General features: G+C 68.5%; 22 protein-coding genes and 2 tRNA genes. 11 read left to right on the forward strand and 13 right to left on the reverse strand.

Features of this window, described 5'->3' with window-relative positions; all coding sequences use genetic code 11:
* Positions 1 to 18: 18 nt before the first annotated feature.
* Positions 19 to 867: an alpha/beta hydrolase family protein gene (locus tag ACTIEF_RS05200; protein ID WP_439471127.1), complete on the forward strand. Its 849-nt coding sequence runs from the start codon at positions 19 to 21 to the stop codon at positions 865 to 867.
* Here ACTIEF_RS05200 and ACTIEF_RS05205 read toward each other — a convergent pair.
* Positions 864 to 1,673, reverse strand: a complete 810-nt coding sequence (locus ACTIEF_RS05205) for a LytTR family transcriptional regulator DNA-binding domain-containing protein (protein ID WP_439471500.1) — start codon at positions 1,671 to 1,673, stop codon at positions 864 to 866. The two genes, ACTIEF_RS05200 and ACTIEF_RS05205, sit on opposite strands and share 4 nt — an antisense overlap.
* Before the next feature lie 255 nt (positions 1,674 to 1,928).
* Here ACTIEF_RS05205 and ACTIEF_RS05210 point away from each other — a divergent pair, with 255 nt between their 5' ends.
* On the forward strand, positions 1,929 to 2,702 hold the full coding sequence (locus ACTIEF_RS05210; RefSeq protein WP_439471128.1) for a MipA/OmpV family protein: 774 nt from the start codon (positions 1,929 to 1,931) through the stop codon (positions 2,700 to 2,702).
* Between the two features lie 10 nt (positions 2,703 to 2,712).
* Positions 2,713 to 3,396, forward strand: a complete 684-nt coding sequence (locus ACTIEF_RS05215) for a DUF2306 domain-containing protein (RefSeq protein WP_439471129.1) — start codon at positions 2,713 to 2,715, stop codon at positions 3,394 to 3,396.
* On the opposite strand, the gene ACTIEF_RS05220 is transcribed toward ACTIEF_RS05215, so the two are convergent.
* A complete protein-coding gene (locus tag ACTIEF_RS05220) occupies positions 3,332 to 4,579 on the reverse strand; it encodes a class I SAM-dependent RNA methyltransferase (RefSeq protein ID WP_439471130.1) in 1,248 nt (415 codons plus the stop codon). The genes ACTIEF_RS05215 and ACTIEF_RS05220 overlap by 65 nt on opposite strands.
* 156 nt (positions 4,580 to 4,735) lie before the next feature.
* On the opposite strand from ACTIEF_RS05220, the gene ACTIEF_RS05225 reads away from it, so the two are divergent.
* The gene (locus tag ACTIEF_RS05225) at positions 4,736 to 5,338 is read left to right on the forward strand and encodes a glycine zipper 2TM domain-containing protein (protein WP_439471131.1); all 603 of its coding nucleotides are present in this window, start codon (positions 4,736 to 4,738) and stop codon (positions 5,336 to 5,338) included.
* A gap of 219 nt (positions 5,339 to 5,557) precedes the next feature.
* Here the strand turns inward: ACTIEF_RS05225 and ACTIEF_RS05230 are convergent, their stop codons facing one another.
* From ACTIEF_RS05230 to ACTIEF_RS05250, 5 genes are all read right to left on the reverse strand, one after another.
* The gene (locus tag ACTIEF_RS05230; protein WP_439471132.1) at positions 5,558 to 6,289 is read right to left on the reverse strand and encodes a TlyA family RNA methyltransferase; all 732 of its coding nucleotides are present in this window, start codon (positions 6,287 to 6,289) and stop codon (positions 5,558 to 5,560) included.
* Positions 6,290 to 6,293: 4 nt separating this feature from the next.
* The gene (locus ACTIEF_RS05235; RefSeq protein ID WP_439471133.1) at positions 6,294 to 9,020 is read right to left on the reverse strand and encodes a valine--tRNA ligase; all 2,727 of its coding nucleotides are present in this window, start codon (positions 9,018 to 9,020) and stop codon (positions 6,294 to 6,296) included.
* 87 nt (positions 9,021 to 9,107) lie between these two features.
* Entirely contained in the window at positions 9,108 to 9,752 is a 645-nt protein-coding gene (locus tag ACTIEF_RS05240) for a DUF2497 domain-containing protein (RefSeq protein ID WP_439471134.1), read from the reverse strand.
* Positions 9,753 to 9,899: 147 nt separating this feature from the next.
* Positions 9,900 to 11,405, reverse strand: a complete 1,506-nt coding sequence (locus ACTIEF_RS05245) for a TolC family outer membrane protein (RefSeq protein ID WP_439471135.1) — start codon at positions 11,403 to 11,405, stop codon at positions 9,900 to 9,902.
* Between the two features lie 129 nt (positions 11,406 to 11,534).
* Positions 11,535 to 12,164, reverse strand: a complete 630-nt coding sequence (locus tag ACTIEF_RS05250) for a protein-L-isoaspartate O-methyltransferase family protein (protein WP_439471136.1) — start codon at positions 12,162 to 12,164, stop codon at positions 11,535 to 11,537.
* Positions 12,165 to 12,280: 116 nt separating this feature from the next.
* On the opposite strand from ACTIEF_RS05250, the gene ACTIEF_RS05255 reads away from it, so the two are divergent.
* Positions 12,281 to 12,354, forward strand: a tRNA-Cys gene (locus ACTIEF_RS05255).
* A 107-nt stretch (positions 12,355 to 12,461) separates the two neighbouring features.
* Here the strand turns inward: ACTIEF_RS05255 and ACTIEF_RS05260 are convergent.
* Together ACTIEF_RS05260 and ACTIEF_RS05265 are read right to left on the reverse strand one after the other, a co-directional pair.
* Positions 12,462 to 12,584 (reverse strand): hypothetical protein, encoded by a 123-nt coding sequence (locus ACTIEF_RS05260; RefSeq protein ID WP_439471137.1) that lies wholly within the window; start codon positions 12,582 to 12,584, stop codon positions 12,462 to 12,464.
* Between the two features lie 89 nt (positions 12,585 to 12,673).
* On the reverse strand, positions 12,674 to 13,471 hold the full coding sequence (locus ACTIEF_RS05265) for a TrmH family RNA methyltransferase (RefSeq protein WP_439471501.1): 798 nt from the start codon (positions 13,469 to 13,471) through the stop codon (positions 12,674 to 12,676).
* 76 nt (positions 13,472 to 13,547) lie between these two features.
* On the opposite strand from ACTIEF_RS05265, the gene ACTIEF_RS05270 reads away from it, so the two are divergent.
* Both ACTIEF_RS05270 and ACTIEF_RS05275 read left to right on the forward strand, forming a co-directional pair.
* Positions 13,548 to 13,622: transfer RNA gene (locus ACTIEF_RS05270), tRNA-Asn, on the forward strand.
* 148 nt (positions 13,623 to 13,770) lie between these two features.
* The gene (locus ACTIEF_RS05275; protein WP_439471138.1) at positions 13,771 to 14,967 is read left to right on the forward strand and encodes a glycosyltransferase family 4 protein; all 1,197 of its coding nucleotides are present in this window, start codon (positions 13,771 to 13,773) and stop codon (positions 14,965 to 14,967) included.
* Positions 14,968 to 15,046: 79 nt separating this feature from the next.
* On the opposite strand, the gene ACTIEF_RS05280 is transcribed toward ACTIEF_RS05275, so the two are convergent.
* On the reverse strand, positions 15,047 to 15,799 hold the full coding sequence (locus ACTIEF_RS05280; RefSeq protein ID WP_439471139.1) for a hypothetical protein: 753 nt from the start codon (positions 15,797 to 15,799) through the stop codon (positions 15,047 to 15,049).
* 82 nt (positions 15,800 to 15,881) lie between these two features.
* Here ACTIEF_RS05280 and ACTIEF_RS05285 point away from each other — a divergent pair, with 82 nt between their 5' ends.
* Complete coding sequence (locus ACTIEF_RS05285) at positions 15,882 to 16,478, forward strand: TIGR00730 family Rossman fold protein (protein ID WP_439471140.1); 597 nt, start codon at positions 15,882 to 15,884, stop codon at positions 16,476 to 16,478.
* A gap of 124 nt (positions 16,479 to 16,602) precedes the next feature.
* Positions 16,603 to 16,896: a CC_3452 family protein gene (locus ACTIEF_RS05290; protein ID WP_439471141.1), complete on the forward strand. Its 294-nt coding sequence runs from the start codon at positions 16,603 to 16,605 to the stop codon at positions 16,894 to 16,896.
* A 77-nt stretch (positions 16,897 to 16,973) separates the two neighbouring features.
* On the opposite strand, the gene gltX is transcribed toward ACTIEF_RS05290, so the two are convergent.
* Complete coding sequence (gltX, locus tag ACTIEF_RS05295; RefSeq protein WP_439471142.1) at positions 16,974 to 18,308, reverse strand: glutamate--tRNA ligase; 1,335 nt, start codon at positions 18,306 to 18,308, stop codon at positions 16,974 to 16,976.
* A 94-nt stretch (positions 18,309 to 18,402) separates the two neighbouring features.
* On the opposite strand from gltX, the gene ACTIEF_RS05300 reads away from it, so the two are divergent.
* Both ACTIEF_RS05300 and ACTIEF_RS05305 read left to right on the forward strand, forming a co-directional pair.
* Positions 18,403 to 18,678, forward strand: coding sequence for a type II toxin-antitoxin system VapB family antitoxin (locus ACTIEF_RS05300; protein ID WP_439471143.1), 276 nt, complete (start codon positions 18,403 to 18,405; stop codon positions 18,676 to 18,678).
* Positions 18,675 to 19,070 carry a type II toxin-antitoxin system VapC family toxin gene (locus tag ACTIEF_RS05305; protein ID WP_439471144.1) on the forward strand — a complete coding sequence of 132 codons (396 nt, stop codon included), beginning with the start codon at positions 18,675 to 18,677 and terminating at the stop codon, positions 19,068 to 19,070. Before ACTIEF_RS05300 ends, ACTIEF_RS05305 begins: the two co-directional genes overlap by 4 nt.
* Positions 19,071 to 19,074: 4 nt before the next feature.
* Here the strand turns inward: ACTIEF_RS05305 and dksA are convergent, their stop codons facing one another.
* Both dksA and ACTIEF_RS05315 read right to left on the reverse strand, forming a co-directional pair.
* A complete protein-coding gene (gene dksA, locus ACTIEF_RS05310) occupies positions 19,075 to 19,503 on the reverse strand; it encodes an RNA polymerase-binding protein DksA (protein WP_439471145.1) in 429 nt (142 codons plus the stop codon).
* A 181-nt stretch (positions 19,504 to 19,684) separates the two neighbouring features.
* Positions 19,685 to 20,140 (reverse strand): flagellar assembly protein FliX, encoded by a 456-nt coding sequence (locus ACTIEF_RS05315; RefSeq protein ID WP_439471146.1) that lies wholly within the window; start codon positions 20,138 to 20,140, stop codon positions 19,685 to 19,687.
* Positions 20,141 to 20,169: the final 29 nt, after the last annotated feature.

A 20,169-nucleotide genomic window follows, 5' to 3' on the forward strand; every position in this document is an offset into this window, starting at 1 on the left:
CGGTTCGGTGAGGCGATGATGGTCCTGCGCAAGACACGGGTGATGGGGCTGATCGTCATCGCCGCCCTCAGCCTCGCTGCCTGCTTGAAGGTCAATGTGCCCGAGCGGGCCTTCTTCTGGCCGGATGCGCGGCTGGCCCGGGAGAATGTCAGGCTGCCCTCCAATCCGCCGCCTGCGGGGTCCGAGACCCTGGTGCTGCGCTATGCGGAAGGCCCGATCGGGGCGACGCGGGTGCGGTCGGCGGATGCGGCGCGGCCCCTGATCCTGTTCTGCGGCGGCAACATGTTCCGGCGCGAGGCGGCGGGCGGATCGCGGGCCGAAATCCTGGCCCCGTTCGGCGACGCCCTGATGTTCGACTATCCCGGCTATGGCGACACCGCCGGTCTGGACACCTTCGCCAATTTCCGCGCCGTCGGCGAGGTGGTGGCCGATGAGGCGCGCCGTCAGGCCGCCGCCGAGGGTCGTCGCCTGATCGTCTGGGGCCATTCGCTGGGTGGCATCGTCTGCTCGGAAATGGGGGCGCGCACCCGCGCCGATTTGCTGGTGCTGGAAACGACCACGCCGGGAGCCCGCGCGACGGTGAACCAGCAGGTGGGCCTGATGCGCCCCTTCGTGCGGGTCACCCTGGCTCCGGCGCTGGAGACGGTCGACATCCCCGCCGCCCTGAAAGGCTATCCGGGCAAGGTGGTGGTGCTGGAAGCCGGCAAGGACGACACCCTGCCCCCGGCCCTCAGCCGCGCCCTCGCCCGCCGGCTGGAGGCGCAGGGCAATCGGGTGGAGCGGATCGTCTTCCGCACCGCCGGACACAATGACGTCGGACGTCAGGCGGACTTCGTCGCCCGCCTGACGACGGCGCTGGCTCACTAGGCCTCGCCGAACACGAAGCCTTCCACCTGCCCGCGATGGGTGGACGACACCGGCGCACGGGTCCCGTTCTTCAGCACCACCTCCATCCGACGGCCTGAGCGCGCGAGAGAGGCGACGGCGTCGGCCGCGACCCACCACGAGCGATGCACCTGAAGGCCGGGATAGTCGGTCAGTTCGGCCATCGCATCGCGCATCCGCATCAGGATCAGGGCCTCGCCGTTGCGGGTGGTGACCCGCAGATAGTGGTCCTCCATGCGGATGCAGATCAGGTCGCCGACGACCCCGGCGGGCAGGCGCGACAGGAAGCGAACACCGGGCGCCGCGCTGGGGGCGGCCGCCGGGTTTCGATGAGCCGTGACCAGTCGCAGCAGGCTGATCCCGCCGATGATCAGGGCCGTGACCAGATAGACGGAGACATAGGTCGCCAGCAGGTCTATCGGGCCGCCGGTGAAGGGCGGCTCCAGAACGGCGGCCCGTCCGAACAGGGGCGCGATGACGGCGGCCAAGACCCAGTCCAGACCTTCGACCAGGCCCCAGAGCGGCAGGGCCGCCACGGCGCAGGCGATCGCCAGCAGGACCACGGCGGACATCAGCCACGCACCCGTCGCCTTGCGGACCAGCCGGACGACGAACGGAAACAGCAGGCCGAGCGCGGCCAGCAGCAGGGCCCAGTAGGTCAGGCGCAGGGCGAAGGGCAGCCCGCCGCTTTCGAAGGGCTCCAGCAGGGTCAGGATCACGGCGGGCCCCGCCAGCAGGGCCAGGATCCGCAGTCGCGTCCGCCCGTCCTGCGCCGCCCAGAAGGCCACGATGTCCAAATGCCGTCCTCGCAACACGCCCTCCCCGCGGGCTTCGCCGATCCGGGTTACCGCTGCTCGGGGGGACGGACAAGGCGAAGGGCCGACGCGTTCACGAAGCGCGAACGTGTCGGGGATCGGTTCACGACAGCATGGGGCGTTCTTGCGAAACGGCGGTTGTCCGCCGCCCGGTCCCGCCGCCAGACGGCTGCCGGGAGCCGAGACGCCCGGCGTGTTGTCGGACCGGCTCCTGGAGACACGTCCTTCATGCCGTCCTTTCATCGTCTTGCCGCCGCCGTCGCCGTGGCGGCGTTCAGCCCGCCCCCCGCCTTTGCCCATGCCGGCGCTTTGGCCGGTGACGAGGATCCACTGGTGATCGGCGCCGGCGCCCTGGCCTACCGGTCTCCATTCGAGGGCGAAGGCGTCTCCGTCTTTTCCATCCCGATCATCGTGGCCCGGCGGGGCGCCTTCTATGTCGATGGGCTTGAGGCCGGCGCGACTTGGGCCCCGCCGTCCACCGGGGCCTATTCGGTTACAGTCGACGGCTTCATCGCGGCGCGCGCCCTGCCGGGGGAGAACCGCGAACAGGTGACCGCCGACGCCGGTGTCCGCGTCTCACTGGAGGGGCCCGTCGGAACCGTGTCCGTCGACTATCGCCGGGACATCAGCGGCGAGTTCGAGGGCGGCGAGGCCACCGCCCGATATGAGATCGCCCTTCCGGTCGGCGCCGTCAGGGTGACGCCAGGCGCGCAGGTCGTCTGGCAGGACCGCGCCACGGCCAACCACATGTACGGCGTCAGCCCGAAACAGCGTCGCGAGATGATCGAGGACGGCGTGGCGACGCCGCTGCCGGTGTTCGAGATCCGCGAGGGCGGCGTGAGCCTCGGCGCCGACCTCAAGGTGCTCTGGCCGGTAACCGACCGTCTGGTCGCAATCGCCTATGTGAGCGGCGCTTATCTGGGCGACTCGGTGCGCGAGAACCCCGGCCTGCGCGACGACTTCGAGGTCCAGACGCTGGCCGGCTTCGGCTACCGGTTCTGAGGGGGCGGTGATGCGAAGCGCGCTGATCTGGGCGGGCCGCCTCGTTGGAGGCGGCCTGCTGCTGGCGACCGTGGCGATGTCGGCGGTCTACTTCACCGGTCCCGAGGCCTATGACGGCTTCTTCGGCGAGCGGGATCCGGACCGGAGCCGCCTGGGGGCCACCCTTCTGCATGCGGGTGCGGCCTCGGCGGCCTTGTTGATCGGGGCGCTTCAGCTGGTTCTGGTCGGCCGGATCAGGCCGTGGCTGCACCGGCTTCTGGGGCAGGCCTATGTCGTCGGCGTCCTGCTGTCCGTGACGGGAGCGGCCCTGATCCTGCCGTTCGCCCTGGGGGGCGCGGTCGGGATCGCCGGCTTCCTGCTGCTGGCCGTCTTCTGGCTGGTCAGCACCACCCTGGGCCTGCTGGCGGCGATGAGCCGTGATCGGGAGGAGCACCGGGCGTGGATGATGCGCAGCTACGCCCTGACCCTGGCCGGGGTCAGCCTGCGGCTGCAATTGGTGCTCCTGACCGGCGTGGGCGGGCTATCCTTCGACGCGGTCTATGGGGTCACGGCGTGGAGTTCGTGGATCCCGAACCTGATCGTGTGCGAGATTCTGATCGCCGCCCTGCGACGCCCCGGGGCGGAGGTGATCAGCGGCGCAGAACCGCCACCAGTTCCACATGCGCCGACCACAGAAATTGGTCGACCGGGGTGACGCTCTCCATCCGGAAGCCGGCGTTCAGCAGAACGCGGGCGTCGCGGGCGAAGGTGACCGGGTTGCACGAGACATAGACGACCGTCGTCGCCTTGGTCTGGGCGATCTGCTGGGTCTGCTCCAGCGCGCCGGCGCGGGGCGGGTCCAGTACGATGGCGTCGCAACCGCGCAGGTCGTAGGGCGCCATCGGGCGGCGAAACAGATCGCGGGCCTGGGCCTCGATGGTCTTGATCTTCTTAGCGGTCCTGAAGCCCGCCTTCAGGGCGGCGATGCCGGGCGCGGAGCCGTCGGCGGCGATCACCGGCGCGACCGTGGCCAGGGGGAAGGTGAAGGTGCCGGCGCCGCAGAACAGGTCGGCGATCTTCTTGGCGCCCTTCACCGCCGCGACGGTGCGTTCGACCATGGCCTGTTCAGCGGGCGGTGCGGCTTGCAGGAAACCGCCGGGCGGCACCGGCACGGTGGCCGGGCCGAACTGGACGTGCGGCTGGCGCGCCATCACCAGGGTCTCGCCCGCGAGGCTGAGCCGGGCCAGATCGGCGGCGGCCGAGGCCTGGATGGCCTTCATCTGGGAGTCGCGCGACAGGCCGCCGCCCGAGCGCCGCTCGACCCCGGTGACGTCGACATCCAGCCCGTCCAGCGTCAGGGTGACATGCAGGGTCGGGGCCGACTTGGGATGCTCAAGGAAGGGCTCGGCCACCTTGGCCAGGCCCGGAAGCGCGGCGACCAGCCGGGGATCGGCCACCGGGCAGCTATTGACCTCGACCAGCCGCCAGCTTTTGCGCGCCTTGAAGCCGAGAATGGCGCCGCCGCCCGGACCACGACGGGCGTGCAGGGCCAGGCGACGACGGGACCCGGCAGGCACGGGCACGGTCGGCTCGACATCGACTTCGACGCCCTCGCGGGCCAAGGCCAGCCGGACCTGCTCGCGCTTCCAGTCCAGATAGGGCGCCGCGGCCCAGTGCTGCAGCGAGCAGCCGCCGCAATCGCCGTATTGCGGCGAGACCGGCGCGATGCGGTCGGAGCTGGGGGTCACGATCTCGACCTCTTCCAGCCGCCCTTCACGGACGACGCCGCGCACGGTCTCTCCAGGCAGGGTCAAGGGCGCGAACACGAGGCCGGTCGCTGTTTCCGCGATCCCGTCCCCCTGCCCGCCTACGCGCTTAATGGTCAGCGTCTCAGTCATCGGGCCGCTTCTAAAGGCAAAGGCTCGCGGGCGAAACATGAACGGAGATGAACGGCGCGATCAAAGGCCGTTCAGCTTCGTCAGCGCAAAAGGGATGCAACAGACAGGGGACCGGATCGTTCGGCTGTCGGGTTCGCATCATCAAGGAAGACGCCGATGTTCGCTTCTCTCACCAGCAAGGCCGCTTGCGCCGCCGCGGCCGTGGCCGCCGCAGGCCTGCTCATGGTACCCGCCACCGCCTCCGCCCAGGCCTACAGCTATCAGGGCGGCGGGTATGACTACTATGGTCAGAACTACGGCGACCGGTCGTACAACGACCGCTACAACAGCTATGAATACTGCCGCAGCGACCGCAACCAGCGCCGTGGCGCCGGCGCGACCATCGGTGCCGGTCTGGGCGCGGTGGCCGGTTCGCAACTGGCGGCCCGTGGCCGTCGCACCGAAGGCAGCATCCTGGGCGGCGTGCTCGGCGCCGTCGTCGGCGGCGCGGTCGGCAATGACTCGGCCCGTGACTGCGAACGCTATGACCGCAACGCCTATTCGTACGGCGACGACGGCTATGGCCGTTACGACAGCCGCTACGACGATCGTCGCTATGAAGACCGTCGCTACGACGACCGGTATGATGATCGCTACCGCTACGACGACCGGTCTGACTATCGCAGCGACCGCTATGGCTGCCGCACGGTCGAGACCCGGACCCGGGATTGGAACGGCCGTTACGTGACTCGCTACGAAGAAGTCTGCAACGGCTACTGACGAGATCGCGTCGCCGGTTATTTTCAGCCCCCCTGTCGATCGGCGATGTGACGGGAGCCGTCGGTGGAGAAATCCACCGGCGGTTTTTCATGTTGGGGGGAGCGCGGACCGTCGGCTCTGCGAGACCTCCCGACCCGACGGGCTCCGGGCGCTTCGCGCCGGCTTGCGCTCAAGCAGCGAGCGACCGCGTCGCGAGCGTTAGCGCCCTCAAGCGGGACTTCAGTCCCGCTTCGCCCAAAGCAGATACTCGATGTTGCCGTCGCCGCCGGTGATGGGGCTTTCGGCGGTGGCCTGGACGGTCCAGCCGCGGGAGGCGATCCAGTCGGCGACCCGCGTCAGGGCGGCCTGACGGGCCTCGGCGTCCTTGACCACGCCGCCGCGTCCGATGTCAGCGCGGCTGTCCATTTCGAACTGCGGCTTCACCAGCGTGACCAGATCGGCGCCGGGCGCGGCGAGCGCGAGGGCGACCGGCAAGACCTTTGACAGGCCGATGAAGCTGGCGTCGCAGACGATCAGGTCCGGCGCATCCGTGATCAGGTCGGGTGTCAGGTCGCGGGCGTCGGTCTTCTCCAGATTGCTCACGCGTGGATCGGCGGCGATGCGGGGGTGCAGTTGCGCCTGCCCAACGTCGACCGACCAGACATGAGCGGCGCCCCGCTCCAGACAGACCTCTGTGAAGCCGCCGGTGGAGGCGCCGACATCCAGCACCCCCCGGTCCTGAACCGCGACGGGCCACAGGGTCAGGGCGTGATCCAGCTTCAGGGCGGCGCGACCAACGAAACGGTGCGCCTCCACGAAGGTGACCTCCGCATCCTCGGACACGGTCTGCGAAGCGGCCCTGGCGGGCTGGCCGTCGACGGTGACGCCGCCCGCCGCGATCGCAGCCTTCGCCCGGGCCCGGCTTTCGGCCAGGCCTCGGGCGACCAGCAACTGGTCCAGCCGTGTCTTCACCGGATCAGAGCGCTTCCAGACGCTGCAGGGCGGCTTCGAGACGGGCCTTGCCGGCTTCGGCCTCGGCCAGCTTCTCGTGCTGCTCCTCGACCACTTCCGGGGCGGCGCGCGAGACGAAGTTGGGGTTGCCCAGCTTCTTGTTCACGTGGCCGATGTCGCTCTCGAAGGCGGCGATCTCCTTGACCAGACGCGCGCGCTCGGCGGTCAGATCGATGATCCCGGCCAGCGATAGCGCCGCCGTGTCGCCGTTGACGACCAGCGAGACCGCGCCGGTCGGCAGGGCGTCGGCGACCGCGACCTCGGACACCCGGGCCAGGGTCTGGATCAGCGGACGATGCAGCTCAATCAGACGAGCATTCTCGGCCGAGGGCAAAACGAAGGTCAGCGGCGGCTTGGCCGACGGCGGGACGTTCATTTCGGCGCGCAGCTGACGCGCCTCGGTGACCAGATCGACCAGCCAGCCGATCTCGGCGTCGGCGGCGGCGTCGATGAAGCTGTCCGGCAGTTCCGGCCAGGCGGCGCCCAGAAGCATCGGCTCGTCGCGCGGCGCGCCGTCCTGACCCAGTTGGTCCCACAGCTCTTCAGTGATGAAGGGCATGACCGGGTGCATCAGCTTCAGGGTCTGATCCAGGGTCCAGGCGGTCATGGCGCGGGTCTCGGCCTTGGCGGCCTCATCCGTGCCCTGGAAGACCGGCTTGGCCAGTTCCAGATACCAGTCGCAGAAGACGTTCCAGACGAACTTGTACAGCGCCGAGGCGGCGTCGTCGAAACGCCCGCCCTCGATGCCGTCCGCCACCTGACGCTCGGCCTTGGTCAGCTCGCCGCGGATCCAGCGGTTGATCGACTGCTGGACGGTCGCCGGATCGAAGCCCTCGACGCGTTTGGCCTCGTTCATCTGGGTGAAGCGAGCCGCGTTCCACAGCTTGGTGCCGAAGTTGCGATAGCCTTCAATGCGTTGCTTCGACAACTTGATGCGGCGCGTACCCGACAGGATCGCCATGGTGAAGCGCAGCGGGTCGGCGCCCAGCTCGTCGATGATGTCGAGCGGGTCGATGACGTTGCCTTTGGACTTCGACATCTTCTGGCCCTTCTCGTCGAGGACCAGGCCGTTGATGACGACGCGCCTGAACGGAACTTCATCCATGAAGTGAAGTCCCATCATCATCATCCGGGCGACCCAGAAGAAAATGATGTCGGCGGCGGTGACCAGATCACCCGTGGGATAGAAGCGCGACAGGTCCTCGGTCTTATCCGGCCAGCCCATGGTCGAGAACGGCCACAGGGCCGAGCTGAACCAGGTGTCGAGGACGTCCTCGTCCTGCGTCAGGGCCTTGCCGCCCGACTGGGCGATGGCCTCGGCCTCGGTCTCCGCGACGTAGATGTTGCCATCGGCGTCGTACCAGGCCGGAATGCGGTGGCCCCACCAGAGCTGGCGGCTGATGCACCAGGGTTCGATGTTGCGCAGCCATTCGAAATAGACCTTCGAATAGCTGGCCGGCTCGAAGGTGGTGTCGCCCTCCTCCACCGCCTTGATGGCCGGCTGAGCCAGGGTGTGGGCGTCAACGTACCACTGGTCTGTCAGCCAGGGCTCGATGACCACGCCCGAGCGGTCGCCGTGCGGGACGGCGTGCTTGGTCTTCTCGATCTCTTTCAGCCAGCCTTCTTCCTCGGCGCGGGCGACGATGGCCTTGCGCGCGGCGAAGCGGTCCATGCCCTCGTATTCAGCGGGCACGTCCGGTGTGTCGGCGGCGGTGATGCGCGCCAGCGAGTCCATGACGTTCAGCGTCGCCAGACCGGCCCGCTTGCCGACCTGGAAGTCGTTGAAGTCGTGAGCCGGGGTGATCTTGACCGCGCCCGAGCCCTTGGTCGGATCGGCGTAGTCATCGGCGACGATGGGAATACGGCGGCCGACGATGGGCAGGGTCACGAACTTGCCGACCAGACCGGCGTAGCGTTCGTCGGTCGGGTGAACGGCGACGCCGGTGTCGCCCAGCATGGTCTCCGGGCGGGTAGTGGCGACGACGATGTAATCTCGGGTCTCGAACTCGGTCGGCTTGCCTTCGTCATCGAAGGCGACGGGGTGTTCGTAGGTGACGCCGTCGGCCAGCGGATAGGCGAAATGCCAGTAGGCGCCGTCGACCTCCTTCTGCTCGACCTCGAGGTCCGAGATGGCGGTCTGGAAATGCGGATCCCAGTTCACCAGACGCTTGTCGCGATAGATCAGGCCGTCCTTGTGCAGCTGGACGAAGACCTTGCGGACGGCGGCGTTCAGGCCCTCGTCGAGGGTGAAGCGCTCGCGCGACCAATCGCAGCTGGCGCCCAGGCGGCGCAGCTGGCGGACGATGGTCCCGCCGGATTGTCCCTTCCACTCCCAGACCTTGTCCACGAAGGCGTCTCGGCCCATGTCGCGCCGCCCCGGCTCGCCCGCGGCGGCCAGTTGACGCTCGACGACCATCTGGGTGGCGATACCCGCGTGGTCGGTGCCCGGCAGCCAGAGGACGGCCTTGCCCTTCATCCGGTGATAGCGGGTCAGGATGTCCTGCAGGGTGTTGTTCAGCGCGTGGCCGATGTGCAGCGAGCCCGTCACGTTCGGCGGCGGGATGACGATCGAATAGGCGTCTGCCGCGTCGTCCGTGGCGGCGGCGGCGCGCGGGGCGAACAGGCCGCTGTCCTCCCATTGGGCGTACAGGCGGGGTTCAGCGGATTTCGGATCGAAAGTCTTGTCGAGCATAGGTTCGGGCAATCAGAAAAAGAGAAAGGGCGGCCCCGCCGGAGCCGCCCTGGAATGATCTAGTGAAGATCGGTGCGCAGGTGAAGGCTAGCCGGCCGAGCGGGCGATGCGTTCCACTTCCTTGCGTACCTCGGCTTCGACGATGCCCGGCAGGTTGGCGTCGAGCCAGGCCTTGAGCATCGGGCGCAGCATCTCGGCGACCATAGCCTCGACGCTGTTGCCGCTGATGAAGTTCATGTCCGGCGACGACGGCGCGGGCGTGGCGGCCGGCTTCTGGAAGCTGGCGGCCAGACCGGCGAAGGCCGAGGCGGCGCTGGCGGCGGCGCTTTCACCGACGAGCGAGTCGTAGTTGGTCGTCGGCACGGAGGGATGCTCCGGCGTGTGAATCTCGGTCGGGGCGGCGAAGACCGACTCGCTGACCGGCTCGGCGGCCGGGAACGGCTCGGGCGCGGCGGGCGACAGGTCCAGATCGCCGATGGTCTCGGCGGGCGCCTCATAGGTGTCGGTCAGCTCAAGGACGTCGTCCTCGACCGGCTCGGGCTCGAAAGTCGGCGCCGGCGCGGGAGCCTCGGCGACGACGGGGGCGGGCTCGGGTTCCGGAGCAGGCGCAGGTTCCGGCGCCGGGGCGGGCGCGGCGGCGGTTTCAGCCGGTGCGTCGTCCTCGGAGATGATCCGGCGGATCGACGCCAGGATTTCCTCCATCGTCGGTTCCTGGGCGGTCTGGTCGGTCATGGCGAAATCCCGGGCGCCCACTCATGCGGGCGGACTGATCGAATGGCTGGCTTGCGGGGCGGTTCCCCTCCCCGCAAGGCGTTCGTCGCATCTACGCCCGCCGGAATCAACGGGCGTTTTTCCCCGGTCGGGCGAGCGCGGCCGGTATCAGCCGCGCGGCGCGGTCCGGACGACCTCGGACTTCAGCTGGGCGTCGATGGGAGCGTCTTCGGCGTCGGCGGCGGGAACGACCGCCGGAGCGGCCAGACGGTCGATGGTTTCCACCACGCCGTCCCACGGCAGGGCGCCGCGGTTGCGGACGCGGTCATAGTTGGCGGCCGGGTCGTAGACGGTGATGGTCGGATCCAGGTCCTGACCTTCCAGACGGCCCATGGCGGCCAGCAGATTGGCCTGGGCGACGTATTCGTTGCGGCGGGCGCTGGCCAGGGTGACCTCGGCGTTGCGCAGCTCCAGCTCCTGGTTCAGCACGTCCAGGGTCGTGCGTAGGCCGACCTGGGCTTCCTGGCGGACGCCCTCGGCGGCGACGGTGGCGGCGCGTACAGCCTCCTGGCCGGCGGTCAGCGTGGCCCGGGCCGAGATCGACTGGGCGTAGGCTGAGCTGACCGACTGCAGGGTGTTGCGGCCTTCGCCTTCGACGGCGATCTGGGCGGCGTTGGCGCGCTCCAGAGCCTGGGCGACGCGCGACGAATTCAGGCCGCCGGTGAACAGCGGCACCGACAGGGTCGCGCCGGCGGTCAGGCGGGTGTTGTCGGGGATGTCGCCGAAACGGTCGAAGTCGGCATTCGAGCCGCCGTAGCTGGCGGTGGCGCGCAGCGACGGCAGATATTCGGCCTTGGCGGCGGCGACATTGGCTTCAGCGGCGCGCAGCGAATAGGTGGCCGAGCGGATGCCGGGGTTATCGATAAGGGCGATATCCAGAGCCGAGTCGAAGTCGGTCGGAACGCCCGGCAGGACCGGCATGGGGGCCAGATCCCCCGGCGACTGGCCGACGACGGCGGCATAGCCGGCGCGCGAGACGGACAGCTGGGCGCGGGCGTTGGCCAGATCGGCTTCCGACTGGGCCAGGCGGGCTTCCGACTGGGCGACGTCGGTGCGGGTGATCTCGCCGACCTCGAAGCGGGCGCTGGCTTCCTCGAGCTGACGCTGCAGGACGCTGAGGTTGGCTTCGCGGATGGCGAGGATCTCGGTGTCGCGGATGACGTCGGCGTAGGACTGGATCACCAGGGCCAGAACGCTCTGCTCGGTGTCGCGCAGGTTCTCGCGGCCGGCCATGATGTTGGCTTCGGCGGCGCTGATGCCGTGGCCGATGCGTCCGCCGCTCCACAGGGTCTGGCTCAGACCGATGCTGGCGCTGGCGCTGTCGCTGTTGTCCACGCCGCCCGTGGCGAACGGACCGGTGCCGACGCGCGGCGAGTCGGTGCGGGTGTAGGTGCCGCTGAGGGTCACATCCAGGGTCGGACGCAGGCCGGCGCGCGCCTGGACAATCGATTCGTCCAGCGCCCGCTGGTTGGCGCGCTGGGCCAGCAGCGACGGGTTGGTGCGATAGGCCAGGGCGATCGCTTCCTGCAGCGTCTCGGCCCAGGCGGGCGCGCCCATACCGGTGATCACAGCAATGACGGCGACCGAGGTGAGCGCGCGCGAACGTTTCAGCATGGTGGTTCCTGCCTGGCGCGGGGGATGCGCGCCCATCATATCCCAAGGCCTGATGCGGGACGGTTTAGTCCCGCGCCAGTTAAGTTTTTTTCACGCGCGAGCCCCTGCCCTCCGTCGGAGAGCGGGATCTCAGAGGGCGAAGGTGGGCTCCGGCCGCAGTTCTGCAAGCACCGGCGGCGCCGCGTCGAACAATTCGCGGCGCGATATGCCTTGTTCGCCACGGATGTAGAGCACCGCCTTGCCCGCGGGGCCGGTGCGTTCGACCACGGCCAGGCGGCCGCCGACGGACAGGGCCTTCAGCCAGGCTTCCGGGCGACCGGGCACGGCGGCCTCGGACACGATCACGTCAAAAGCTTCGCCCGCAGGCTCGGACAGGGGCGCGACCGCAGCGGCGACGCCTTCGTCAGCCAGGGCGGTCCCGACCACCTCGAACACGGCGGGGTCCGATTCCTGGGCCGTGACGTTCAGGCCCATGCGCGCCAGCACCGCGGCGGCGTAGGGGCCGGCGATCGACAGGGCGCGCTCGCCCTCCTTGGCCCCGACGGCCATCAGCAGCTTGGACAGATCCCGGGCCAGCATCAGGCGGCGCTCACCGGCGACTTCCGGCTCGATTTCAGCGTAGGCGGAGAAGGCGCGGTCCGCCGCCACGAAGCGTTCGCGCGGCACGGCCAGAAGCGCGGCCTGCAGCGCGCGGTCGGTGACATCGTTCACCCGGACCTGACTGTCGACCATGACCTTACGAGCGGCGGCGAAATCCATTTTGGAAGAATCCTGCTGAAATCTGGCGCGCTTATAGGTCTGTGCGTTGCGGCGGACAATCCGATCTGATAGCGAACCCGCCTCGCGATGGACGGCCTGGTTTCTCCAGGGCTCTCGGCCTGATGGCGGAGTGGTTACGCAGCGGACTGCAAATCCGTGTACGCCGGTTCGATTCCGGCTCAGGCCTCCATCGCGAGAATTTCTCATATTCGTATCGATCCGTGGTTCGCCACCACAGATGATCGCGGCGTCTTTCGCCGGGATTTCCTTATGCGCTGAAGGGCTTCAGGCCCGGGTTCAGGCGACGGGCGCGGTGATCCAGCCGATCGAGGCGGCCGCGCCGACAGCGGCGGCGACCACGGCGACGGCGATGCCGACCCGTGCGTTGCGATGGACGAAAACCAGAATTCCGCCGAACATGACGATCCCTCCCCGGACACCGCCAGAGCGACACAGGTCCGGCGATCCATCAAGGTGTACAAAGCGTTAATCGCGATTTGGTGATCGTTTTACGCCCGTCGCGCGAAATGATGCAGGGCGATAGCCCCCGCGACGGCGACATTCAGCGAATCGAAGCCCCCGCTCATGCGAATCCCGACCGGTTCACAGCGGGCGATGACCCCCGAATCGAGCCCCGGCCCCTCCGGACCCAACACGATTGCGACTCGCCCGCCGGTCGGGGCCTGATCCAGCGACAGGTTCGCGGACGGCGTCATGGCCAAGACGCGGAAGCCGGCGGCCTTGAGCGACACGATGGCGGGAATCGGCTGCAGCCCCGTCGCCATGGGGGTCCGCAGGGCCGCGCCCACGGAAACCCGAATGGCCTTGCGGTAGAAGGGATCGCAGCAGCGCTGGTCCAGCAGGACGGCGTCGGCGCCAAAGGCCGCCGCGTTGCGAAAGATGCCGCCCATATTGTCGTGATTGCCGATGCCACAGGCCAGAATCACCGTGGCGTCCGCGCCCATCTCTCCGATCAGGGCGTCCAGTGAGCGGGACGCCGGCTTTTCGCCCAGCGCCAGTATGCCCCGATGCAGAGGGAAGCCCGCGATAGCGTCCAGCACCGCCCGCCCGGCGATATAGACCGGCACGTCTTCGTCCAGATCGCTCAGGGCGTCCGCCAGGCCTTCGTGCCGGTTTTCCGCCAGCAGGACCGCCCGGGGGCGGCACAGGGCGTGTCTGGAGGTCAGGACGCGCAACACCACCTCGCCCTCCGCCACGAACAGTCCCTGACGGCCTGTAAGGTCCCTTTCGCGGATGTCGCGGAAGCCCGCAATTCGCGGGTCGTCGGGGCGCTCGATGAAGATCATTTCCAACTTGCGACTTTTCCTGTTGCGCACATGAGATTCCCGTTGCTATAGCGCCCGCCTTCCCGAGAGGAAGTGTTCCGCGGTAGCTCAGTGGTAGAGCAGCCGACTGTTAATCGGCTGGTCGTAGGTTCGAATCCTACCCGCGGAGCCACTCTCTCGTTTTCCTTCACGGCTTGAGCCGTTGAAGGGGCCCAAACCCCGCAGTTCTCAGCGTTTTCGCCTCAGCGTAAGGCAAGTGGCGGCGCGTGGCGTCCATGACCCGAAAGCCGCACAGCGGCGTCGCCTCGGGTCCTCCCCCAATGACCATGACCATCCTGCTGGACCGTCCGCAGATCCTGCGTCCGGAGCCCGCGCCGAATGTCGTCGAGATGCGCCCGCGCGTGCGGACCGCCATCGTGCTTCCGTCCAACTCGCGTTTCTCCCTGGCCGCCCCGAACTCGATGGAGACGGTCGTGCGCACCCTCGCGGGGCCGCTGAAGGGTCAGGACGTGCGGGTGTTCTGCTGCTCGGGCGCGGACGATCACGCGATGCCGGGGGTCGAAACCCTGCCGAAGAATCGGAAAGACCGCCTGCGGGTGCTTCTGGAGAAGCTGCGGGCCTTCCAGCCGGAGGTGGTCGAACATCACCAGCAGGTGCAGCAGGCGGTCCGGATTTCGGCCGCCCTGCCGCAAGCGGCCCACGTGCTGTACCGCCACAATGCGCTGAAGGCGCCGCGCCACTGGCTGGACGCCCTGCGCTACAACGCCCGCTACGGACGGATGGACGGCCTGATCTTCGTCAGCGCCGCCGAGCGCGCCCGTTTCGCCCGTGACTATCCCGCCCTGGCTGACAAGGCCTGGGGCGTGCCAAATCCGATCGCCGCCGCGCCCTGGCTGGCCTCGCCCGAGCATCGGGAGCCTGTCATCGCCTTCGCCGCCCGCGCCATGGCCGAAAAGGGGCTGGTCGAGGTCTGCCGCGCCCTGCCCCCGGTCCTGGACCGGCATCTCGAGTGGCGCGCCGTCCTGATGCTGAATGACTGGGAAGAGCATGGGGCGTGGGCCGAGCCGCATGTGGCCCCACTGGCGCGCTACGGCGACCGGGTGACGGTGCTGCGGTCAGCGCCCCTGCCGGAGGTGCGCGAGCGGATGAAGACCGCCGCCATCGCCCTGACGCCGTCGCTCTGGGATGAGCCGTTCGGCCTGACCGCGGTGGAGGCTCACGCGGCCGGGGCGGCGCTGATTTCCTCAGGCAGGGGCGGTCTGCGCGAAGCCAGCGGCCCCCATGCCCTCTATCTGGACGCGGTGACGCCCCAGACGCTGGCGGCGGCGATCAATCGCCTGATTGAAGATCCGGCGGAGCGGATCGCCATGGCGCGAGCGGCTCAGAGCTATGTCGTTCGGGCCCACAGCCCGGAAAGTCGCGCCGGCGACCTGCTGAGGGTTCGCCACGCCATTCGCGCCCGCCACCGGCGGTCCCGGGCGGCGGAAGAAAAAAGCCCGACGCGGGCGCCGGGCTGAAAAAGTTCGGTGATGGTGGGTGTCCTCGAAGAAGAGAAGACATGCCTTCGTGCGACTGAATTGATTAACGACCCGTGAATCAATTCCCGAAATGGGACACAGGCAGCCAGGTCCATTGCCGGGCCCCGCGCGAGCCGGTCCAGCCGACGCGCCAGCCCTCGCCCGCCCGCTCGACCAGCAAACCGGGCGTCGCCGCGCCCGGGCCCGGCCAGACGAAGCTCTGATCATCGACCCGGACCGTGCCTCCGGCGGGAATGCCTCCCAGAAGCACGCTCCAGCGGCCGCCCTGCCCCGCCGCGACCCGTAGGTCGTCCGCCCCCGCGGCGACGGCGATGGGGCGGGCAGGCGTCCGGCTGTGGCCCGAAGCCAGCATGGACTGGGTGTCGCTGTCGACGGCGCCGAGGACCGGCGCGGGGTCCAGCCGCCGGGTCGGGCCGCCGGACCGCAGGACGGCGATGGGACCGCGTCCGCCGTCGATGATCAGCAGGCGATCCGGCGAAACGGCGGCGTCCTGGCCCATCTGGGTCTCCGGACGCAACAGCAGGGCGCCGGAGGGGGCGGCCATGCGAATCTCGAATCGCCCGTCCGGATCGGCCGCCGCCGCATAGGCCGCGCCCTCGTCATTGCGCAGGACCACGCGGGCGCCCGGCTCAGCCTCGCCGGAAAAGATCAGGGTCGCCTGGGCGCGGCGCACGCCGAGGATCTGCGGCGGCTGGGTCCAGCCTGTGGCGTTTCCGGCGGCGTCGCGGGCGGGACGCTCGGGCTCCGGCATGCAGCCGCCGAGGCCCGCCGACACGGCGGCGACCACGGCGATACAGATGGCCCGTTTCATCCCGTCTCTCCGACCGCTAGGAATACGCCCCCCGATAGCGCGGCGGGGCCGCCGCTGTCTTCCGTTTCACGTCCGAGGCTTCATGAGCATCTCCATCCAGCCGTTCGACGGCAAGTCCGTCTGCCTGTTCTGCGGCTCTTCCGACCGGTCTCTTCCGGCCTACACCGTCGCGGCGCAGGAGTTCGGCGCGCAGACGGCGGCGGCGGGCTGGCGGCTGGTCTATGGCGGCGGCGGCGTGGGCTTGATGGGCGCCTCGGCCCGGGCGGCGCACGAGGCCGGCGGTCGGGTGCTGGGCGTCATGCCCGGCTTCCTGCGCAGCCGCGAGCGCCTGTTCGACGAGGTCGAGACCCTGGTTGTGACCTCGATGCACGAGCGCAAGACAATCATGTACGACCAGTCGGACGCCTTCGTGGTGGCGCCGGGCGGCGTCGGCACGCTGGAAGAGGTGATCGAGGTCCTGTCGTGGAAACGGCTCGACCTTCACCATAAGCCGGTGATCTTCTTAAACATCAATGGCTTCTGGGACACCCTTCTGGCAGCGATTGAGACCGGCATCGAGCAGAAGATGACGCCGGACAGCTTCCGTGAGGCCTACAGCGTCGTGAACACGGTCGAGGAAGCCATCGCGCTGATGCAGTCGGCGGACGATCTGCCTCACTTGCAACATGATCTGCGTTAAGTGAACATCGATCAGGTCGCGCTGACCGCGTTTCGTTTGGCAACGCGCTCTTGACAGTTTCTAATAACAACGCACACTGAGATGGTGGGTGCGAGAGCGCGCCCGACCTCATCGGAGACTCCCCATGCGCGCCTTCCTCGTCGCCGCGGCCCTGCTTGTCGCCGCCCCCGCCTTCGCCCAATCCGCCGGCACCAGCGCTGTCCTGACCGACGCCACCAAGGCTCCGGCCAGCCGCACCATCATCGACGGCGCCACCTGGCGCTGTGACGGCGCCAACTGCACCGCCTCGGGCGGCGCCAGCCAGACCGCCACCCGCGCCTGCCGCCGCGTCGTCGCCCGCTTCGGCACGGTCTCGGCCTTCACGTACAAGGGCACGGCCCTGACGGCTGAAGAACTGACGGCCTGCAACGCCGCCTGATCGGCCACGCATAGCTGAAAATGGAAAGGCCGCCCTGCGAGGGGCGGCCTTTTTGCTGTCCGGTGATCGAAGACGGCTCAGGCCGTCTCGCCCTTCAGGCGTTGCACGATGCGCTCGCGGCCGATCATCGGGGCGATGGCGGCCATGTCGGGACCGTGCGGCTGGCCGGTCAGCATCAGGCGCAGGGGCATGAACAGGCCCTTGCCCTTGGCGCCGGTCGCTTCCTTCACCGCATTGGTCCAGGTCGGCCACAGGGTCTCGTCGACCGTCTCCGGCAGGACCTCCAGGGCGGCCGCGGCGAAGGCGGCATCCTCGATCACCGGGGTGACCGGGCCGCGCACGATGGCGGCCATGCCGACCACGTCGGCGAACTTCTGCAGGTTTGGGCGCACCGCCTGCCAGAAGGCCTCGCCCAGATCGGCGTTGAGCGCGGCCAGACGGGGCTGTGCCACGGCGTAGTCCATGGCGTGCAGGGCCTGGGCGTTCAGACGGTCCAGATCGGCGGTGTCATAGCGCGCGGGCGAACGGCCCATCTTGGAGAAGGCGAAGCTCTCGCCCAGCGCCTGAATGGAGGCGCCGACTTCCAGCGCATCGGAGGTGCCGATCTTGCCGAGGTGGCTGGTGATGGCGATGGGCTCATAGCCGAGGTCGCGCATCTCCGAGATCGAGAGCGAGCCCAGACGCTTGGACAGGGCCGCGCCGTCGGCGCCGACCAGCAGGGGCATGTGGGCGAAGCCCGGCACCGTCGCACCCAGCGCCTCGAAGATCTCGATCTGGGCCCCGGTATTGGTGACGTGATCCTCGCCCCGAATGATGTGGGTGATGGCCATGTCGATGTCGTCGACGACCGACGGCAGGGTGTAGAGGAACAGGCCGTCCTCGCGGATCAGCACCGGGTCGGACATGGAGGCGGTGTCCACCTCGGCATGACCGCGGGCCAGGTCTTCCCAGGCGACGCGCTTGCCTTCCAGCTTGAAGCGCCAGTGCGGGCGGCGACCCTCGGCCTCATAGGCCGCCTTTTCGGCGTCGGTCAGTTGCAGGGCGGCGCGGTCGTAGATCGGCGGCAGGCCGCGCGACAGCTGCACCTTGCGGCGGCGGTCCAGCTCCTCGGAGGTTTCGTAGCAGGCGTAGAGACGGCCCGAAGCCTTCAGGCGAGCCGAGGCCTCCTCATAGCGGTCGAACCGCTTGGACTGGTTGTGGCGCTCGTCCCAGAGCAGGCCCAGCCATGCCAGGTCGTCCTCGATGCCCTGCTCGAACTCAGGCGTGGAGCGAGCCAGGTCGGTATCGTCGATGCGCAGCACGAAACTGCCGCCCTGCCCTTTGGCGAACATCCAGTTCACCAGGGCGGTGCGGACGTTGCCGACGTGCAGCTTACCCGTCGGCGACGGGGCGAAACGAACCTTGACGGTCATGGGCAGGGAAACCTTGAAATGCGAGGCGCGTAGGTCGCGCTGCAACCCGGCGAAGTCAAGGCGCGGCTTGGGCGAGAGGTCCGATCATGATAGATTGCTCGCCGTCATGAACGCACCCGTGCAAATCCGGAAGCCCGAAGTCGCCGAACGACTGCGCGAAATGGCGCGCCTCGAGGGCAAGTCCATCACTGAACTGGTCGAGGAGATGGTGCGTGAGCGGGATGAAAGGCTGACGGCCACACGCGAGGCGGACATCGAACGGCGGCGGAGAGCTGTCGAAGAGGCCGTGGAGCGCTTCAACGCCCTACCGATCCTCGGCCCGCTGCTCACCGATGACGACTTCTACGATGAAGACGGATTGCCGAAATGATTGTGGTCGATGCTTCGGCCATTGTGGCGATCCTGCTCAGGGAGCCTGAAGCGCACGCCTTTCGCGAGCTCATGCTGGCCGCCGATGAGGTAAGACTGTCGCCTGTCGGCTACTGGGAAGCCGCAACCCGCTTGCGCGGACTGCGGGGGGCGGCTGGCCTTGTCGAACTGGACGAGGTGATCAACGGACTCGCGATCCGCATTGCACCCGCGACGACCGCGACTGCGCGCCTTGCCTGCGAGGCGGAGACAATCTGGGGCAAGCGAACGGCCGCAAGGCTGAACATGGGCGATTGCTTCGCCTACGCCCTGGCAAAGGAACTCGGCGCGCCCCTGCTGTACAAGGGCGAGGACTTCAGCCGGACGGACATTCAGGCGGCCTTCACCGCCTGAACGATCAATCGTCGCGGTGGACCCGTTCGCGGCGCTCGTGACGTTCCTGGGCCTCGACCGACAGGGTCGCCGTCGGGCGGGCTTCGAGACGGCCGAGGCTGATGGGCTCGCCGGTTTCCTCGCAGTAGCCGTACGACCCGTCCTCGATCCGGCGCAGGGCCTCGTCGATCTTGGAGATCAGCTTGCGCTGACGGTCCCGGGTGCGCAGCTCCAGCGCGCGGTCGGATTCGGACGACGCCCGGTCGACGAGATCGGGATGGTTTTCCGTCTCGGCCTTGAGGTTGGTCACCGTACCCTTGGACTCACGAAGGATGTCGTCCTTCCAGTCCATGAGCTTGCCCTTGAAATAGGCCAGCTGCCGTTCATTCATGAACGGCTCGTCGTCGGACGGCCGATACGCGGCCGCTTCGATAACAGACGCCAATGCGTTCATCGCACTCACGCTCTAAACAGCGCCCCCCTGTGGCGCACCGCTGCGTATAGGGATGCGAAAGAGTCGCGGCAACAACGCTCTCAAGAGCGTGACCCGCGAAAGTTAAACGCCGCGCGCGACCGTGACATTTCTTCATCACCCGACACGTGTCGCGGGAGGTTTTCGGAACGATTTCGCCGTTTTATGCTGCGCTGCGGCGAATATCCGCCTTGGCCAGTTCAACCGCCGCGCGCAAGTCGATCTGGTCAAGCAGGCTGTTGAGGGCCGGATCGGCGTCCTCGGGGCGTTCTTCGCGCAGGGTGCGGGTCAGGCGCTCCAGCGCCCTCTCGCCCGTTTCGCCCTGCAATAGGGCCAGTTTCAGCTCATCCAGGCGATCCAGAAGCCCGCTGCCCCGGCGGACGGCGCGTCGACGACGCTCGGTGGCGTCCTCCACCCCCTGCAGGGCCATGAGGGCGTTCATCCCCGCCACGCCTGAAACCGAAGCGGCCGCCGCGGGGGCGCTGGCCTGAGCGGCGGACTGGCCGCCGGACACGGAAAAGCCCCCCGCGGCCTTGGCCGGGCGTGAACTCTGCGAGGCCGAGGGGCCGGTGGCGCCGGTGACCTTCATACGGTGCGACTCCAGAACATGCCCGACCATCGGGCGGCGCCTGTCACCGTTTGGTTAAC

It is taken from the genome of Brevundimonas sp., assembly GCF_051858995.1.
GTDB lineage: Bacteria > Pseudomonadota > Alphaproteobacteria > Caulobacterales > Caulobacteraceae > Brevundimonas.

Excerpts from the sequence above, each read along its gene's own strand:
- ACTIEF_RS05235 (WP_439471133.1), bottom strand. The coding sequence starts at position 9,020 with ATGCTCGACAAGACTTTCGATCCGAAATCCGCTGAACCCCGCCTGTAC.
- ACTIEF_RS05250 (WP_439471136.1), bottom strand. The coding sequence starts at position 12,164 with ATGGATTTCGCCGCCGCTCGTAAGGTCATGGTCGACAGTCAGGTCCGG.
- ACTIEF_RS05260 (WP_439471137.1), bottom strand. The coding sequence starts at position 12,584 with ATGTTCGGCGGAATTCTGGTTTTCGTCCATCGCAACGCACGGGTCGGC.
- gltX (WP_439471142.1), bottom strand. The coding sequence starts at position 18,308 with ATGACCGTCAAGGTTCGTTTCGCCCCGTCGCCGACGGGTAAGCTGCAC.
- ACTIEF_RS05210 (WP_439471128.1), top strand. The coding sequence starts at position 1,929 with ATGCCGTCCTTTCATCGTCTTGCCGCCGCCGTCGCCGTGGCGGCGTTC.
- ACTIEF_RS05305 (WP_439471144.1), top strand. The coding sequence starts at position 18,675 with ATGATTGTGGTCGATGCTTCGGCCATTGTGGCGATCCTGCTCAGGGAG.
- ACTIEF_RS05215 (WP_439471129.1), top strand. The coding sequence starts at position 2,713 with ATGCGAAGCGCGCTGATCTGGGCGGGCCGCCTCGTTGGAGGCGGCCTG.
- ACTIEF_RS05245 (WP_439471135.1), bottom strand. The coding sequence starts at position 11,405 with ATGCTGAAACGTTCGCGCGCGCTCACCTCGGTCGCCGTCATTGCTGTG.
- ACTIEF_RS05290 (WP_439471141.1), top strand. The coding sequence starts at position 16,603 with ATGCGCGCCTTCCTCGTCGCCGCGGCCCTGCTTGTCGCCGCCCCCGCC.
- ACTIEF_RS05220 (WP_439471130.1), bottom strand. The coding sequence starts at position 4,579 with ATGACTGAGACGCTGACCATTAAGCGCGTAGGCGGGCAGGGGGACGGG.
- ACTIEF_RS05285 (WP_439471140.1), top strand. The coding sequence starts at position 15,882 with ATGAGCATCTCCATCCAGCCGTTCGACGGCAAGTCCGTCTGCCTGTTC.
- ACTIEF_RS05265 (WP_439471501.1), bottom strand. The coding sequence starts at position 13,471 with ATGATCTTCATCGAGCGCCCCGACGACCCGCGAATTGCGGGCTTCCGC.
- ACTIEF_RS05275 (WP_439471138.1), top strand. The coding sequence starts at position 13,771 with ATGACCATGACCATCCTGCTGGACCGTCCGCAGATCCTGCGTCCGGAG.
- ACTIEF_RS05200 (WP_439471127.1), top strand. The coding sequence starts at position 19 with ATGGTCCTGCGCAAGACACGGGTGATGGGGCTGATCGTCATCGCCGCC.
- dksA (WP_439471145.1), bottom strand. The coding sequence starts at position 19,503 with ATGAACGCATTGGCGTCTGTTATCGAAGCGGCCGCGTATCGGCCGTCC.
- ACTIEF_RS05280 (WP_439471139.1), bottom strand. The coding sequence starts at position 15,799 with ATGAAACGGGCCATCTGTATCGCCGTGGTCGCCGCCGTGTCGGCGGGC.
- ACTIEF_RS05315 (WP_439471146.1), bottom strand. The coding sequence starts at position 20,140 with ATGGTCGGGCATGTTCTGGAGTCGCACCGTATGAAGGTCACCGGCGCC.
- ACTIEF_RS05225 (WP_439471131.1), top strand. The coding sequence starts at position 4,736 with ATGTTCGCTTCTCTCACCAGCAAGGCCGCTTGCGCCGCCGCGGCCGTG.
- ACTIEF_RS05240 (WP_439471134.1), bottom strand. The coding sequence starts at position 9,752 with ATGACCGACCAGACCGCCCAGGAACCGACGATGGAGGAAATCCTGGCG.